The organism is Streptomyces sp. NPDC090045 (assembly GCF_044747975.1).
Classification (GTDB): domain Bacteria; phylum Actinomycetota; class Actinomycetes; order Streptomycetales; family Streptomycetaceae; genus Streptomyces.
The window spans coordinates 19,270-35,722 of sequence record NZ_JBIVFA010000032.1; the positions used below are offsets into that span (position 1 = coordinate 19,270).

Consider the following 16,453-nt stretch of genomic DNA (forward strand, 5'->3'; position numbering starts at 1 on the left):
CGGGACCCGCGTGGCCTCGTTGTCGGTGCCGGGGTGCAGTATGCAGGGGTGGGAGGTGTCAGCGTGGGCGGCGGCGTGGGCGTGGACTGCGATGTGCTGGTGATCGGCGGCGGGATCGTCGGCCTGTCGACGGCGCACGCCTTGTCGAGCCTGGCTCCGGGGACCAAGGTGGTCGTCCTGGAGAAGGAACCGGGCCCGGCCCGGCACCAGACCGGCCGCAACAGCGGCGTGATCCACAGCGGGATCTACTACCGCCCGGGCTCGCTGAAGGCGCGCTTCGCGGTGAGCGGCGCCGCCGAGATGGTCAAGTTCTGCGCGGAGCACGGGATTCCGCACGAGGTGACGGGCAAGCTGATCGTCGCCACGGAGCGGGAGGAGCTGCCGCGGCTGCACGCCCTGGTCCAGCGCGGCCGGGAGAACGGCATCCCGGTGCGCGAGCTGGGCCCGGCGCAGATCACCGAGTACGAGCCGGAGGTCCGGGGCCTGGCCGCGATCCACGTCGGCAGCACCGGGATCGTCGACTACGGCCGGGTGAGCGCCCAGCTGGCGGAGTCCTCGGGTGCGGAGATCGTCTACGGCGGTGCGGTCGACCTGATCTCCCGCCGCCCGTCGGCCGTCGCGGTCCGCACCACGTCGGGGCTGGTGGTCCGGGCGCGGGTGCTGGTGAACTGCGCGGGCCTGCAGTGCGACCGGATCGCCCGCCTGGCCGGGGACGACCCGGGCATGCGGATCATCCCCTTCCGGGGCGAGTACTACGACCTGGCCCGCCCCGACCTGGTCCGCGGGCTGGTCTACCCGGTGCCCGACCCGGCGTTCCCCTTCCTCGGGGTCCACCTCACCCGGGGCATCGGCGGCGGGGTCCACGTCGGGCCCAACGCCGTGCCCGCGCTGGCCCGCGAGGGCTACGACTGGTCGACGGTGCGGCCCCGCGACATCGCGGACGAGCTCGCCTGGCCGGGATCCTGGCGGATGGCCGCACGGCACTGGCGGTACGGGACGGGCGAGATCCACCGCTCGCTGTCGAAGCAGGCCTTCACCCGGGCGGTCCGGCGCCTGCTGCCGGCCGTCACCGCGGCGGACCTCCGGCCGGCGGCGGCCGGGGTGCGGGCGCAGGCCGTCCTGCGGGACGGGACGCTCGTGGACGACTTCCTGATCCGCGACGCCCCGCGGACGGTCCACGTGCTGAACGCGCCGTCGCCCGCGGCCACCGCTTCGCTGCCGATCGGCCGGGAGATCGCCTCCCGGGCCCTGCGCACCCTCGGCTCGGCCTGAGATTCAGCCTCGCCTGGGGGCCCCTCCCAGCGGTAGCTGGGGGAGTTTGAGGCGGGGGCCCCGGACGGAGTCTGGGGAGGGTCCGGGGCGTAGCCCCGGCAGCAGCGCCGCACGCGCGGCGGCGCACCGACCCCCCGTCGTAGAATCACGGCATTGTGTCTGAGTCCCTGAACCCCCAGCCGCCCAGCCTCCCGGACGCCGCGCCGGAGGCGAGTTCGTACGTGCCGCCCAAGTGGCGGACCGAGCCCCGCTTCCCCGACGGGCCCTCGCCGGATCCGGCCGGCTCGCACCACGAGCGGCGGATCCGGAGCTTCCAGCCCCGGCGCAGCCGGGTCACCACCGGCCAGGGCGAGGCCCTGAAGCGCCTCTGGGGCACCTGGGGCCTGGACATCGACGGCCGCGAGGTCATCGACCTGGAGGCGATGTTCGACGGCCTCCCCGTCGTCCTGGAGATCGGCTTCGGCATGGGCGAGGCCACCGCGCAGATGGCCGCCGAGGACCCCGGCACCGGGATCCTCGCCGCCGACGTGCACACCCCCGGGCAGGGCAACCTCCTCGCCCTCGCCGAGCGGGGCGGGATGACCAACGTCCGGGTGGCCAACGGCGACGCCATCATCCTGCTCCGCGAGATGCTGCCGGCCGACTCCCTGGCCGGCATCCGCGTGTACTTCCCGGACCCGTGGCCCAAGGCCCGCCACCACAAGCGCCGGCTGATCCAGCCCGAGTTCCTCACGCTGGCCGCCACCCGCCTGGCCCCCGGGGCCGTGCTGCACTGCGCGACCGACTGGGAGCCGTACGCCGAGCAGATGCTCGAAGTCCTGACCGCGCACCCGGACTTCGAGAACACGCAGGCCGACGGCGGCTACTCGCCGCGCCCCGCGTTCCGGCCGCTCACCCGCTTCGAGGGCCAGGGTCTCGACAAGGGCCACGTCGTACACGACTTGCTCTTCCGTCGCACGGAGAACTGACAACGTCACTGCGCGTGTCAGACCGGCTCGCTAGGGTCATGGTGTGTTCCGAGCGCTCCGCCCTGTGCTCGCACGTCCGTCGGGCACGGTCCGCACGTGCGTGCTCCTCGCCCTGCTCGCCGTCACCGGCATCGCGATCCTCGAACTCGTGCGGGAGCAGACCGGCACCCCCGGCTTCCTCGTCGGTCTCGGCCTGGCCCTGTTACCGGTGCCGCCGCTCATGGCGTCCTTCCGGTGGCTCGGCCGGGCCGCGCCCGCGCCCTGGCCGCAGCTGCTGTTCTGTTTCGGCTGGGGTGCCTGCGCCGCGGCGCTGATCGCGATACTGGCCAACAACTTCGCCACCGAGTGGATAGCCGCGGCCACCGCCAACGCCTCCGATGCCGATCAGCTGGGATCGGTGGCCGTCGCCCCGGTGGTGGAGGAGAGCGCCAAGGCCGCCGCCCTGCTGCTGGTGTTCGTCTTCCGAAGACGCCATTTCACCGGTCCCGCCGACGGGTTCGTCGTGGCCGGATTCACCGCCACCGGCTTCGCCTTCACCGAGAACATCCTCTACCTCGGCAACGCCTACGGCGAGGACCTCGCCGATGGCTCCGGCGTGCTGGAGTCGGTGACGGCGGCGACCTTCTTCGTCCGGATAGTGCTGTCGCCGTTCGCGCACCCGCTGTTCACGGTGCTCACCGGGCTCGGTTTCGGCGCGGCCGCGCTCAGCGTGCGCCGTTCCCGCATGATCTGTCTGCCGCTGCTCGGCCTGGCGCCGGCCATGGGCATGCACGCGCTGTGGAACGGCTCCTCGCGGTTCGGGGAGCACGGCTTCTACACGGTCTACGCCTTCGTGATGGTCCCGGCGTTCGGGCTGCTCGTGTGGCTGGCGGTGCGGATACGGCGCGACCGGCTGCGGGTCCTGTCCGGGGAGCTGGCGGTGTACGCGGCCGCCGGCTGGATCGGCCCCGCCGAGGTGCCGGCGCTGGCTTCGATGCCGGCCCGGTCACTGGCCCGCGCCCTGGCCCGGCGCAGCGGGGGCCGGGCCGCCGGACGCACGGTCGCCCGGTACGAGGCGGACGCCGCGGCGCTGGCCCTGCTGCGGAACCGGGCGCGCCGGGGCGGCCCGGTGGGGGAGCCGGACTTCGCCGGCCGGGAACGGGAGTTGCTGCACCGGCTCTGGCAGCGCCGTGCGGTGGCGGGCCCGGCGCTGGCCCGGGCGGCGGTCATGGAGGAGCTGCTTCCGCCGTGGTTCGACCCCTTGCGGGCCCCCTTGGCCGTCCCGGCCTCCGAGGCCGCGCCGCCCGCCGTACCCGTGCCGCGGCGGGCGGCGCCGGACCTCAGACGTTCAGACCCTTGGACTCCAGCCACGCCAGCGGGTCCATCGTCGAGCCGCCCTTGCGTACTTCCAGGTGGAGATGAGGTCCGGTGACGTTGCCGGTGGCGCCGACGCGGCCGATGGTCTCGCCGGCGCCGACGGTGCCCGAGGTCACGGACATGGAGGAGAGGTGGCAGTACCAGATCTCCGTGCCGTCCTCGAGCTGCAGCACGATCCGGTAGCCGTACGCGCCGGACCAGCCGGCCGAAGTGATCTTTCCGGCGGCCACCGCCTTGGCCGGGGTGCCGGTCGGGGCCGCGAAGTCGAGGCCGGTGTGGTGGCCGGAGGACCACATGGAGCCGGAGACCCCGTAGTGGGAGGTGAGGGTGTAGGCGGAGGTCGGCAGCGAGTAGCCGCCGGCCGACCTGGCGCGTTCCTGCTCGGCCTTGGCCTCGGCGGCCTGCTTCGCGGCCTCGGCCTCTTCCGCGGCCTTCGCCTCGGCCTGCGCCTTCGCCTCCTCGGCCGACCGGCGGGCCTCCTCCAGCTTGCCCTTGGCCTCCTGGGCGGCGGCCTCCTGCGCGGCACGCTCGGCGTCCGCCCGGACCTTCGCCTCGGCGGCGTCCTTCTGGGACTCGGCCTGCTGGAGGATGCGATTGCGCAGCACCTCGCCGGCGTCGGCGGCGCCGCGGTCGCTCTGCTGCGCGATGATCCCCGTCCGCGCGGCCGCCTGGGCCGCGGATCCGGAACCGCCGTCCGACTGCCGGGAGTCGTTGCCGGGCATCAGATCGGGCAGGTCAGGCAGATCGGGCATCGACGGCATGGATATCGCGACCTGGGGCCGGTCCTGCGCGTGGGCGATGCCGCCGGCGCCGACCGCCGCGATGACACCGACGCCGAGCACGGTGGAGCTGCGCGCAAGTCCCCCGCGCTGCTTGGCGACCCGGTGCTTGCCGCGGACCGGACGGACCGAGTCCTCGGTGGGGTTCCACTCGCCCCAGGCGCCCGCGGTGGGCGGCTCCTGGATCTCGGTGCCTTCAGGGGCAGGCAAGTTGGAGGCCACCGGGGCACACTCCTCATTGACGCGCACGCGCAGGGCGCCGTCTCTTGCGACGGCTGGGACGACCGCGCTGCGTTATCGAAAGGTAATAGACGCAGGGGAGTGATTCCAAGCTGTTGCGCTTGATCGTTCCCACCAATCGGATACTCAATGGCTGGCTCTGGCCAGGCCTTTTCGCCCCATACCCTGACCAATTCGGGCAAAAATCAAGCGAATACCCCACCTCTTCGGCCACACCAGAAACATGACATCTCGTCAATAAACTTGCGGAGAGCAGCACTTCGAACACGCTGTGTCACACGTCGTCGCCCCGGCGCACCACCGGCACGGTCCGCCGCCGCTCCGGCTGCCGCGGCCCCGGCCGGCCCACCGCGAGCAGCGCCATGTCGTCCGTGGCCCCGCCGCCCGTGTGCCGGCGCACATCACTGCTCAGCGCGCTGAGCAGGGCTTGCGGCCCGGGGAAGATCCGCCCGCGCAGCCGGGCCGCCGGATCGTAGAAGTCGCCCGCCCGGTCCCGGGCCTCGGTCAGCCCGTCCGTGTAGAGCAACAGGGTGGTGCCCGCGGGAAAGGGCCACTCCTGCGCCCGGTCCGGCCAGCCGCCCAGCTCCCCCAGGCCGAGCGGCAGGGCGGGCTCCGCCGGGGCGAGGACCGCCAGCTCCCCGTTCCCGTGCAGCAGCAGGGGCTCCGGGTGCCCCCGGTTGAGCAGCCGCAGCACCCCCGCCCCCGCCCCCGCCGGGATCTCCCCGAGCACGCACGTCGTGAACCCCTCCACCGCGTCCAGGCCGTCGCGCCGGGTGCCCTCCCGGGCCAGCGCCCGCTCCAGCCGCTGGGCGAGCGCCTCCAGCGTGGGTTCGGTCTCCGCCGCCTCCCGGAACGCCCCCAGGACCACCGCCACGGCCTCCACCGCCCCCAGCCCCTTGCCCCGTACGTCGCCCACGGCCAGCCGCACTCCGTACGGGGTGTCCTGGACGGCGTACAGGTCCCCGCCGATGAAGGCGTCGGCCTGCGCGGCCTCGTACCAGGCGGAGACCTGCAGCCCGCCGATGCGCTCGGCGGGCTTCGGCAGCACCGCCCGCTGCGCGGCCTCGGCGATCCCGCGCGCGGAGGCGAGCTGCTCGCCGCTGCGCCGCACGACCCGGTTGATCAGGAGCGCCAGCCCGGACACGGTCACGACGGTGGCCAGCTCGGTCAGCGCCTCGCCCCTCCATCCGGTGCCGCTGTGGAGCTGCAGCAGGAACACCGCGAGCGAGGCCAGGAGGCCGGTCAGCACCGTGGCGCGGAACGTGTAGAGCGGGGCGGCGATCAGCGGGGCCGCGGAGAAGAAGGGGGATCCGGTGAAGCTGGGCGGGGTCAGGAGGTTGAAGACCGTTCCGAGGACGATCAGTGCGCCCGGCAGTACCCGGACCACCTGCCGGGCCGGACCGCTCCCGCCACCGCTCCCGCCACGGCTCCCACCACCGCTCGCGCGCCCGCCGTTGCCCTGTCGGCCCACCAGCCCCGCCACGCTGCTCTCCTGCCGCCCGGATCCCTCGTACGGATGCGGGCCGCCGCCGCCTCGCCCCTCAAGGCTGGCGGCAGAGCGGCCGTACGGGTGACGACGCGTGAGACGCGGGACGGGAACACGACGAAGGCCCGGTTCCCCAAGGGGAACCGGGCCTTCGTACTGAGTAGCGGGGGCAGGATTTGAACCTACGACCTCTGGGTTATGAGCCCAGCGAGCTACCGAGCTGCTCCACCCCGCGTCGGTAAACACAACTCTACGCCATCCGGGGGGAGCCCTCCGCCAATTAACGGCCGGCCCACCCCCTGATCGACATCACCGCAGGTCAAAGCCCTAAAACCGGCCCAAGACCGACCCGAGAACCACCCAGGGCCGACGAAGATCATCTCTGTTGCCCGCCGGTGACACTTCGGGGATCGTTCCGGGATCGGGCGCGGGCGATGATTCACCTGTCGCCAGGGCCAGGGGGAACACGGACCGGCCGGCGACGACCACCACACCCACCGGCTCGGCCCTCTGCCGATGCCCCTGTGATTCCCGGGGGGAGTCCACCATGTCCGTTCGCACCGCAGCCGCCATCGCAGTCGTCGCCGGCGTCGTCACCACTCTGCTGCCGTTCTCGGCCACCGCCGCGTCCGCCGCACCCGCCACCGACGACCACGCCGTGCTGCGTACGGAGATGGGCGCTCCCGTCCCGAGCGGTCCGCTGACCCGCGGCGGCGCCACCGAGTCCTTCGACCTGACGGTGAAGAACCCGACCGGCAAGGCCGTCACGTACAACCCGTGGATGCTCGTGGACCCGACCGGCCCGAGCCGGCTGCAGAAGGACGACGTCGTCTTCAAGGTCGAGGCGGTGGACGCCCCGGCGACCAAGTCCTCGGTCGGCCAGCAGGACGGCGAGTGGCAGGGCACCTTCTTCCCCGCCGCCGGTGGGCCGGGCGGGGAGAAGGGCGGCTTCGACATCCCCGCCAACGGCAAGATGACCTGGAAGGTCACCATCGGCCTCGGCGCGAACTACCCGACCAACGACGGGGACTTCAGCCTCAGCGCCTCCAGCTACAACAACTCGGTGGCCCCCGGCGGCGCGGACTCCCACACCTTCAAGGTCGACCCTCAGATCAAGACCGGCGAGCTGAAGACCTGGTTCAAGCAGGTCGGCTCCGGCAAGGACGGCCAGGAGCAGCGCGCGTACCTGGACCTGAACTACCAGGCCACCGGCGACGGCACCTTCGGCACCGCCCTCGCGACCAGCCTGAGCCTGTCCCACCCGGGCGAGCAGGAGGCCGACTTCCGCGTGCAGGCCCTGTTCGACGGCCGCTGGCAGGACCTGAAGGCCGAGGACAGCCGCTACGAGCTGCCGCAGATCCCCAAGGGCTTCGGCGCCGCCGACGGCGTCCGCACCCTGCCGCTGCGGGTCAGCCTGGGCAACCGCACCAAGCTGACGAAGAAGACCACGATCACGATGGAGGCCGAGGTCCGGCACGCCTCGGGCAACTCCTACGCGCTCAAGACCGGCTCCGTGCAGTTCCCGCTCGTCCCGTTCGCGGAGACGGTGCCCACCGACACCCCCTCGACCACTCCCTCGACCACCCCGTCCACCGCCCCCTCCACCGTCCCCCCGGTGCAGCCGGCCGTCGCCACCTCCACCGGCAACACCCACGTGACGACCACGGGCACCACCACGACGACGACCGCGGCCACGGCCACCGGCTCCCTCGCCACCACCGGCGCCGGCTCCTCCACCGGCCTGTACGCCGGCCTCGCCGCCGTCCTCGTCGTGGTCGGCTCGGCCGCCGCCTGGCTCGGCCGTCGCCGCCGCGGTCTCTCCACCTGATCCACACCCCGTACGCAGCAGCGCCCCGCCCGGTCCGACCGGTCGGGGCGCTCCGCGTTTGCGGCGGGTGCGGGTGTGGGGGCGGGCGGTCAGCCGTCGACGGGCGTGCGCCGGCGGGTCAGGACGCGGGTGGTGGAGCCGTCGTCCTCGCGGACGTCCCGGACGTGCGTGAAGCCGATGCGGTGCAGCAGGCCCAGGGAGGCCGTGTTGGCGGCGGCCACGGTGGCGTGCACCTCGGTCAGCCCCAGGGTGGCGAAGGCGTACGCGACGATCGCCTCCGCGATCTCGGTGCCGAGGCCCGCTCCCCAGGCCGCGGGGGCCAGGGCGTAGATGATCTCGTGGCCGTCGACCTCGTCGGTCCGCTTGATCTCGGCGTGCCCGATCAGCTCGCCGTCGCGCCGCACGGCCCAGACGTCGAAGAGCTCCTCGGCGTAGACCTTCGTGAAGACCCGCCCGAACAGGGCCCGGTCCTCGGCCTCCGTGACGGGTCCGTCCCCCATCCACCGGGACACCCGGGTGTCCTGGAAGAGGGCCACGAAGCCTTCCTCGTCCTCGGGGACGTACGGGTCGAGGAGCAGGCGCGCGCTGCGCAGAACTGGAGTCACGCGCGGCGACGCTACCCGCTCCGCCCCCAGGGCTCACCGGCTTTTCCGGCCCGCCCCCGGGAGTGACGGCCCGTCCGTTCGCGCAGGGGCCCGGAAACGACCGAGCGCCCCCTCCCGTCGGAACGGGAAGGGGCGCTCGGCGCCGGGCGGGAGGCTTTGCCTTCGCCCGTGAGCGGTAGGCCATGTCGGACTCGAACCGACAACCAACGGATTAAAAGTCCCGCCACGAACATCCCGGGAGCTGCCGAGCAGTACCACAGCATTCTGTTTTCCCTGTTCAGCGGCACACAGAGGCGGAACCCATCTGCCACCCAGTCTCCCCAGTACCATCCCGTCCGCTCACGCACCGCTCACGCACCGCTCACGCAATGGCGAACATCATCTTGGGACGCACCGCACCGGCATGGCATTGCCCCATTAGTTTGCGTCGGTCGGCGTAGCCGCGGGGTCAGTGTTGGTTTACCGGCCAGACCGCCGCTGGATCGCAGTGGTCTGGACAGGCCAGCAGGTAGACCTCGTTGCCGAGGAACAGACCGTAGCTGTCCGGCATGCTGTACGGCTGTTCCGGCGCATCGGGGGAAACGGCGAATTCCATGTTCTCTGGGACCTGGCAGACGTACATCAGCTCAGCGCCACACGCGCACCGGTAGTACTCGGGATCCTGCGCCCATGACGGTGTACCGCCCACCTTGAACATCTGTGCGCCGATTCCACGGGGGGCGGTGGGCGTGTCCTCGAAGGACCGCAGCGCCAGGGGCAGTGCACATACGGACGGGTCGGGTTCCGGGGCCTCCTGCGTTGCGTTGCGCTGTAGCAGGACGCGCCAGAACGGACTGGGGAGGGGGGGCTGCGGAGCGTCCCAGTACCGAGGCACGAGCCGACCGTTAGTCATCTGGGGGTCGGTGGCGTCGTTGTGTTCGTGACAGTGGAAGACTGACAGATGGTCTCCGCTGAAAGGCCCCACATCGGCCGGAATGTCGAGTTGGAAGAACAGTGTCATCCGCTCGCCGCAAAAACACTCGGGCCATTGCTGGCCGGCCTCGAAGAAGGGCCATCCGCCCAGGGAGTTCCGAGTCGGCCGCTGCAGCGGCTCGGTTCCGACCTCGATCGCGTATGCGGGCAGCGCAGCCTGCATGTTCTCCACATTAGGTTCGACCATCTTCCTACCTTAAAGGCATCCCTGTGGGTGTCGGCAGCGGACGAGACGGCCGTGGAGCGGTTGGCGTGATGAAACCGTGATGGCCAATTTCCTACCCCCGCTCTCGCAGCTCTCGGTGGATTGGTGACGGTTTCACACAGAGCGGTACGACTTCAGGGCCTGCTGCTCGCGTCGCGGAGCCCACAAGGACTCGGAAACCGATCAGGTGGGGCCCCGCCTGCCCCTTCGCATCGCAGGCGGGCCCGCGGGCTGCCATCTGGTTCGCGAATGACACCCAGCTTCCGACCTGACGGTCACACTGCACCGTCGTCGTAGCGCGGGAAGTGGTCAGTTTATGGCCAACCGGAATCCATTCGCCCTGTTGGATGAGTTCGACATTTGCGGCTGCCATCAGCAAAGAGTGGCGCTTGCCGATGGCAGCCATCCGGCGCCAGGCCCGGGATGTCGCACCGCCAGTGCGAGGAGCTACCCAAATTGAAGACGGTGCGCAACGATCCCGGTATTCAGCAGCCGCCACCCCTAACGTTTACGTTCGCCACTCTGACGGTGAACAGTGCGCCTTGTGGCGTCGATGCCGTCATGTTGATTGCTGTGGGAATTGACGATCCTGGATTCTGATACTCAAGACTCGCACCATACGCGACGGGTTGATTGCTAGCGAGAGCAGATGCCATTCTGTTCTCACAGGTCTTCATTCCACTGATATTCATGAGCTGGAATCCCGTGAATACGTTTTGAGGGATAGGTGCACCATAGAATCTATCGGCTATTATATGCGCCCTGTCGTAGATGTGCTTTCCGTCTATTCCCACATTATTCCCAACGGGGAAGCCCGGCGGATCGGGAAGGGTGGCAGTGTCCCGTGAGTTCGGCGGCTTGAGGTCTGTGCGCGGGCACATGAGTGCCGTGGCGCCAGTCGGCTTCCCACCCATGAGTGGGAAGTATATGTACCGCTGCTCGCGCGATTGGGAGGAGCACCGATACCGATCGGCGATGCCCCGCGGGTTGACCTTCTTGCTACCACCGGCATCGAGAACGGCATCCAGGGGACTCTTCCCTTCCCAGATGCCGACGGCGGTGCCTGCCGCTATGCCGACCGGGGTTCGCTTCCCAATAGCCCTCGTGGCTGACCAAATGGACCCCGTGGATGCCCCAGGGGGGCACAGCGCGACACCAACGGATGTACTTTCGGGCGCCAAAATGCCGGTGGACGATTGGAAGGCCAGGAATTGACTTCCCACGCAGACCCCACCCGTGCCAGGGATTGCTCCACAGGTGCCGGCGGGGTCAGACAGATGCGTGGGGCTGTTCCCGACGTAGGCGTATTGGGATTCGCTTGGCTTACCTTGCCCCGAGGAACGGGGGTCGCGACTGGTGAAACGGCCAGTGTCGGGTGTGTAGTTTCGGGCACGCAGGTAGAGGCCGGCTGCGTTGGTGGTCGGTTCCTTGTACTCACCGGTGTAGGTGAAGGGGCTGGCCGGCGGGGTAGTGGCGACGTTGGCTTGAGTGGTCTCCCCGAAGGCGGTGTAGGTGTAGCTGGTTTGGAGCGTGCCGGTGGAGTCGGTGAGGTCGGTGACTGAGCCGATCAGATCGTGGTGGGTGTAGTAAGTGATACCGCCAGTGGTTTCGTCGCCGATTTGACCGAGAGGGTTGTAGCGGTATCGAGCGGTGACGGATCCGCTGCCGTTGTAGTCCGCGGCTGCCTGCGGAAGGGCGTTGTTGATATCCCAGGCGGTGGTCCGCTGCACGGCGTTGTTCTTCGATGCGGCGGTGCGGTTGCTGTCGGCGTCGTAGGTGTACGCATAGGTGGCACCGCCGGAGGTGACGCCGGTGAGACGGTTATTGGCGTCGTATGTGAAGGTGTCGGCGCCGTCTGCGGTCTGGTTGCCGTCGTCGTCGTGGGAGAAGGTGCGGGTGGTGGTGCCGGTGACGGTTTGGGTCAGTTGGTCGGCGTCGTCGTAGGTGTAGTTGGTGGTGGTTCCGGCTTTGGTGTGGGTCTTGCGGTTGCCGGCCTGGTCGTAGGTGTAGGTGGCGGCCGTAGTGCGGTCGGGGCAGGTGGATGCCTTGGTGGCGGCGATGCAGTCGGTCAGCAGTCGTCCGGCCGGGTCGTAGTCGTAGTACTGGTAACTGGCCGGCTTGCCGGTGCGGGTGACGTCGATCCGGGTGGGTTGGCCTGCGGCGTCCAGGGTCTGGGTCCAGCTGGCCAGGATTGTGGTGCTCTTCGTGCTGGCGATGGCGGTGATGCGGCCCGCGTTGTCGTAGGTGCGCTTCTCCGCGTATCCGTTGCCCGTGGGCAAGGTGGTGGTTTTGAGGTTGCCTGCCTGGTCGTAGCCGTAGTTGATGCTGCCGTTGGCGGAGGTTTCCCAGCTGCGCTGGCCGTCGTTGTTGTAGCCGTAGTTGGTCTTGACTCCGCCTGGCGGGCTGGTGGCGATGGCGGCGCCGGTAAGAGTGCCCTTGCCGTCTCCCTCCCACAGGCGCAGGTGAGCGGCATTGTCAGCAGCGACGATGCCGGAGTTGCCGCTGGTGCTGAAGCGCACCGGCGCCGGGTCCCTGTATGGGGTCCAGTCATCGGTCTGGAGCACGGGCGTGCCGAAGGTGCCGGTACCGGTACCCGGGTAGAAGGACAGCTTGTGGGCGCCGGCGTCGACGGCAAGGAAGTCGGGCTTGCTGTCGTTGTTGAAGTCGCCGGGGAACAGGCTCATTGCTGCCCAGCCGGCGCCGAGGTCTGTACGGGTACCGAAACCGCCAGTGCCGTTGCCCGGGTAGAGGTAGAGGTGTCCGTCGGCCGGGTTGATGGCCAGGATGTCGAGCTTGGCGTCCCCGGTGAACTCGAGGAGGGCGATCCGGTAGGCGCCCCAGCCCTCACCGAGGTCGGTGCGCTCGCCGTAGCCGCCGGCACCGTTGCCCGGGTAGAGGTACAGGTGGTTGTCGGCGGAGCTGGTGGCCAGGAAGTCGGGCTTGCCGTCGTTGTTGAAGTCCCCGGCGGTCAGGGTCATGGCGTCCCAGCCGCCCCCGAGATCAACCGGCGCGGCGAATGCGCCCTTGCCGTCACCGTCGTAGCGCAGCAGGTGGCCTGCTTTGTCGATGGCCAGCAGGTCGAGCTTGCCGTCGCCGGTGTACTCGAGCGTGAGGACCTGGCGGAAGCCCGTGCCGGTGCCGGCCCGGGTGCTGCCAGTCGGAAACGTCTTGTCGGCACGGCCGAGATAAGTCTTGATCCCGCTCTTGTCATCCGTACGGATCACGTCGGTGATGCCGTCGCCGGTGAGGTCCCCGAACACGGTTTGGACTGCGCCAGTCCAGTTCAGTGCCACTGGGGCGACCGGGTCCAGTGTGCGGGAGGCGAGCTGGCCTGCGTCGTCATAGGTGTAGACGAGGGCGCCCTTGCCCTTGGCGGGGGTGACCGAGGTAAGTCGGCCGGCCTTGTCGTAGTCCAGTGTTCGCGTGCCGGTGACGTCGGTGATGGAACGGCGCTGACCGATGGCGTCGAAGACCTCCGTCACAGCCGGGGTGCCGTCGCTGTAGGTGACGTCGGTGGCAAGGCCACGCGTGTCGAAGGTTGTGGTGGCCGTGACTCCACGGGCGTTGGTGCGGGTGGTGGGGTTGCCGTCCTTGTCGAAGCCGACGGTCTGCTTGTGGCCTAGCGGATCGGTGACCGCGGTCTGGCGGCCGGCATCGTCGTAGTCGTACGTGGTGGTGTGGCCGTTGGGGTCCTTGCGCGTGGCGACATCGCCGGCGGGCTTGTAGGTGTAGGTGGTCTCCCCGCCGTCCGGTGCGGTGACCTTCTGGACTCGGCCGAGCTCGTCATAGACCGTCGTGGTGGCTTTGCCGAGTGCGTTGGTCACGGACACGGCTTGGTTGAGCGCGTTGTAGTCAGTGACCGTGGCTTGGCCCAACGGGTTGGTCATACTCTTCTGATTACCAGCCGGGTCATAGGCGTACGTGGTGGTGAACTTGCTTGGCTCAGCTCCCAGTACGTTGCCGCGAGGGTCGGTCTGCGACTTCAATCGTCCATTGGTGTCGAAGGCCCAAGTGCTCTTGGCGCCAGTCGGGGTGATGAGGCTGGTGCGGTGGCCGTCACTGTCATACCCGTACCGGGTGACCTTCCCCAGCGGGTTGGTGACCGTCTCTTGGAGGCCAGCCGGGGTGTAGGTATAGGTAGTGGCCTTGCCGAGAGCATCGATGCTCTTGGCAACATTGCCGCCCGTGTCGTACTCGGTCGTCGTGGCCTGGCCCAGCGCATCGGTGACTGTGGTGGGCCGGTTGAACACGTCGTAGGCGGTGGTCGTGACCGCGCCAGTCGGGTCGACACTCTTGGTCTGGTTGCCGTTGTTGTCGTACCCGTACGTCGTCGTGAACTTGGCCGCGTCCGCCCCGGAGACGTTGCCGCGCGGCGAGGTCTGGGAAGCGAGCCTATTGGCCGCATCGTAGGTGTAGGTGGTCTTCGCGCCGGTCGGGTCGGTGACGGACGCCGTGTTTCCGCGGTCGTCATAAGTGGTGAGCGTGATGCGCCCGCCCGGGGCGGTCACCTTCTTAACGCGGTTGAAGACGTCGTACTCGTAAGCGGTAACCCGGCTCAGGGCATCAGTGACAGTGCTCGTATTGCCGTTGGCGTCGTAGGTGTACGCGGTGACATGGCCTTGCACGTCGGTCACAGTCTTCACTTGGCCCGAGGGCCAGTAGTCATAGACGGTGGTGAACTTGGCCGGGTCCGCCCCTGTCTTGTTGCCCCGGGGGTCGGTCGCCGACTTCAGGCGGCCCGCTGAGTCATAGGCGTAGGTCGTCTTGTCACCCGTGGCATTGGTGACGGAGAGAAGATGCCCTGTGGAGTCGTATTCGTAAGTCGATACGCGCCCGTCCGGGGTGGTGACGGTCGCGGGCTTTCCGTCACCGGTGTAGGTGTAGCCGGTCTTGCCGTTGGGGGCCCTGACGGCCGCTATACGCGTGGAGGCGCCGTCGTATTCGTAGGTGGTGGCGCTGTTCCGGCCGTCGGTGTGACTCTTCAGACGGTCGGTCGCATCGAATTCCCACTTCTCAGTGACGCCGGCAAGCGTGACCGAGGAAACGTTTCCTCGTGCGTCGTAAGTGGCCTCCGTGGTTCTGAAATTAGCATCCTTGCTGGCTATGACGTTCAGCTTCTGGTCGTAGCCGCGTCCGGAGCCATGCCCGAGCGGGTCGTAGTGCCGCACAAGGACACCGGCCTCATAGACGTCCGTCCAGATACCCCCAGTGGGGTCCTTCATATCGGACTGGCCTGATCCTGCGGGGGCGTTCACCTCCGGAGTCCAGGTGAAGGTGTACTTCTTCCCAGCAGCATCGATCTGTTCGGCGATACGGCCCGAGGCGGCGTCGTACGTATTCTGGGTAATCGTGTTCCCGTTGGCATCCACGATCGTCGCCAGACGGCCAGCCACATAAGAGTACTTGGTAACACCGCTGTCGGAGGCGACACTTGCGAGCTGTCCGTCGGCAAACGTGTAATTGACCTTGCGGCCGTCCGCCAGGTTGACCTGTGACAGCCGGCCCGATGCGGAGTCCACGATGAAGGCCGCGGTACGTCCCGCCGCGTCAACGATATGGGCGAGCCGGGAACCGGCGTACGTCAGCTTCAGACCGCGCCCGTCGCTGTCCCGCAGACCAGTCAGACGTCCTGCGCTGTCGAACGTCCTGCTCGTTCCGTCCAGAGCTGTGAGGGTGTACCCGCCGGCTACTGCGGCCAATGTGAAACGGACCGGCTTGGGTGCTGCGAAGGAGCCGTCGCCGTTCTTGGTGAAGACGACCTGCGCGCCGTCAGCATCGGCCAAGGTTGCCTTGTCCGATGCGATGGACAGCTTCGACTCGAAGGGGAGTGTCCAGCCCTTGCCCAGCAGCCCATCCGTTGCCGTGGCGTCAGATCGGTAGGAGCGGGTCAGTGCGAACAGAAGTCCCTTGCCAGGTACAGATACATCAGTGACCGACTCCGTGACCGTGCCCGATGCCGTATTGACCGGGTCGGCCACGTAGTTCTGATACGAGCACGTGCAGGAGCCGCCCATGTCGCCGGGGATTCCCGGCGTGTACACGGCCGGACCAGACGGCGTGGTGGACGCTGCAGTCCACGCGGTAGGCGCCCAGTACTCCCGGTAGGTATTAGCCTGCCCGGGAACCGCCCAATAGCGCTTGGTCAGCTGCGTCGCGAAGGAGACCTTCGCATAAAAGCTCCGACCTCCCTGGCCTGCGATGGCCCCATCACGGACCGACCAGTCACACACATGAGGAAAACTTCCTGTCCCAGGAAACCATTGGAGACAGACGCCGTAGGCCTCACCACCCGTTATCTCATGCGGACTCGTCAGCCTTCTGACTACCAGCTGATTACTGGACGCGTCATAAAGTTCGATCTTCGTCGCCGACGGAGGAAGGTTGCTCGGCTGCGTCCACCCGCCCTCAATGCTCCAGGTCGTCCGTCCTACGCGCACATCCGTTGTCAGTTTTGGCTCTACAGGCGAACTGGCGGTCAGGGACTGAGTCTCGCCGCCCGTAGGGGGTGGAGAACCGTCCGGAAGGATGTAGGTGGTTCCCCACAGCACGCCCTCCAGCGACTCATCCGCGGCCTGAGAACTCACGACAGGAGCCGACTCCGGCCTCCCCGCGCTCAGCTGGGGCTCCCCTTGCGCTGGATTGATCCCCTTAGAGCTCGTAACAGGATCTTGGTGAGATGCCCTGGTCGGGCGTAACCGGTGTGATGATTCGGCCGTTCGTGAGTGTGTGAGTACTCGGCCGT

The 16,453-nt window shown here is 68.7% G+C and carries 9 protein-coding genes and 1 tRNA gene; 4 read left to right on the plus strand and 6 right to left on the minus strand.

Annotated features, from left to right (window positions below):
* Nucleotides 1–33 precede the first annotated feature (33 nt).
* The 3 genes from lhgO to ACIPYQ_RS40825 all read left to right on the plus strand — a co-directional run bounded on the left by lhgO (nt 34) and on the right by ACIPYQ_RS40825 (nt 3,651).
* Nucleotides 34–1,272 carry an L-2-hydroxyglutarate oxidase gene (lhgO, locus tag ACIPYQ_RS40815; RefSeq protein WP_383576383.1) on the plus strand — a complete coding sequence of 413 codons (1,239 nt, stop codon included), beginning with the start codon at nt 34–36 and terminating at the stop codon, nt 1,270–1,272.
* Between the two features lie 221 nt (nt 1,273–1,493).
* On the plus strand, nt 1,494–2,240 hold the full coding sequence (trmB, locus tag ACIPYQ_RS40820) for a tRNA (guanosine(46)-N7)-methyltransferase TrmB (RefSeq protein ID WP_361753557.1): 747 nt from the start codon (nt 1,494–1,496) through the stop codon (nt 2,238–2,240).
* 43 nt (nt 2,241–2,283) lie between these two features.
* Entirely contained in the window at nt 2,284–3,651 is a 1,368-nt protein-coding gene (locus ACIPYQ_RS40825) for a PrsW family glutamic-type intramembrane protease (RefSeq protein ID WP_401259723.1), read from the plus strand.
* Here ACIPYQ_RS40825 and ACIPYQ_RS40830 read toward each other — a convergent pair.
* The 3 genes from ACIPYQ_RS40830 to ACIPYQ_RS40840 form a co-directional block, all read right to left on the minus strand.
* Nucleotides 3,560–4,597, minus strand: a complete 1,038-nt coding sequence (locus ACIPYQ_RS40830; protein WP_401259724.1) for a M23 family metallopeptidase — start codon at nt 4,595–4,597, stop codon at nt 3,560–3,562. The genes ACIPYQ_RS40825 and ACIPYQ_RS40830 overlap by 92 nt on opposite strands.
* 292 nt (nt 4,598–4,889) lie before the next feature.
* Complete coding sequence (locus ACIPYQ_RS40835; protein ID WP_401259726.1) at nt 4,890–6,098, minus strand: PP2C family protein-serine/threonine phosphatase; 1,209 nt, start codon at nt 6,096–6,098, stop codon at nt 4,890–4,892.
* Between the two features lie 164 nt (nt 6,099–6,262).
* A tRNA-Met gene (locus tag ACIPYQ_RS40840) sits at nt 6,263–6,336 on the minus strand.
* Nucleotides 6,337–6,648: 312 nt separating this feature from the next.
* Between ACIPYQ_RS40840 and ACIPYQ_RS40845 the strand changes: the two genes are divergently transcribed.
* Nucleotides 6,649–7,929: a hypothetical protein gene (locus ACIPYQ_RS40845; RefSeq protein ID WP_401259728.1), complete on the plus strand. Its 1,281-nt coding sequence runs from the start codon at nt 6,649–6,651 to the stop codon at nt 7,927–7,929.
* Between the two features lie 89 nt (nt 7,930–8,018).
* Here the strand turns inward: ACIPYQ_RS40845 and ACIPYQ_RS40850 are convergent, their stop codons facing one another.
* From ACIPYQ_RS40850 to ACIPYQ_RS40860, 3 genes are all read right to left on the minus strand, one after another.
* Nucleotides 8,019–8,534: a GNAT family N-acetyltransferase gene (locus ACIPYQ_RS40850; protein ID WP_401259730.1), complete on the minus strand. Its 516-nt coding sequence runs from the start codon at nt 8,532–8,534 to the stop codon at nt 8,019–8,021.
* Between the two features lie 448 nt (nt 8,535–8,982).
* Nucleotides 8,983–9,693, minus strand: a complete 711-nt coding sequence (locus ACIPYQ_RS40855; RefSeq protein WP_401259732.1) for a hypothetical protein — start codon at nt 9,691–9,693, stop codon at nt 8,983–8,985.
* A gap of 503 nt (nt 9,694–10,196) precedes the next feature.
* Nucleotides 10,197–15,689 carry an FG-GAP-like repeat-containing protein gene (locus tag ACIPYQ_RS40860; RefSeq protein WP_401259734.1) on the minus strand — a complete coding sequence of 1,831 codons (5,493 nt, stop codon included), beginning with the start codon at nt 15,687–15,689 and terminating at the stop codon, nt 10,197–10,199.
* Nucleotides 15,690–16,453: the final 764 nt, after the last annotated feature.

Coding starts and splice junctions, on each gene's coding strand:
- ACIPYQ_RS40855 (WP_401259732.1), bottom strand. CDS start 9,693: ATGGTCGAACCTAATGTGGAGAACATGCAGGCTGCGCTGCCCGCATAC.
- ACIPYQ_RS40845 (WP_401259728.1), top strand. CDS start 6,649: ATGTCCGTTCGCACCGCAGCCGCCATCGCAGTCGTCGCCGGCGTCGTC.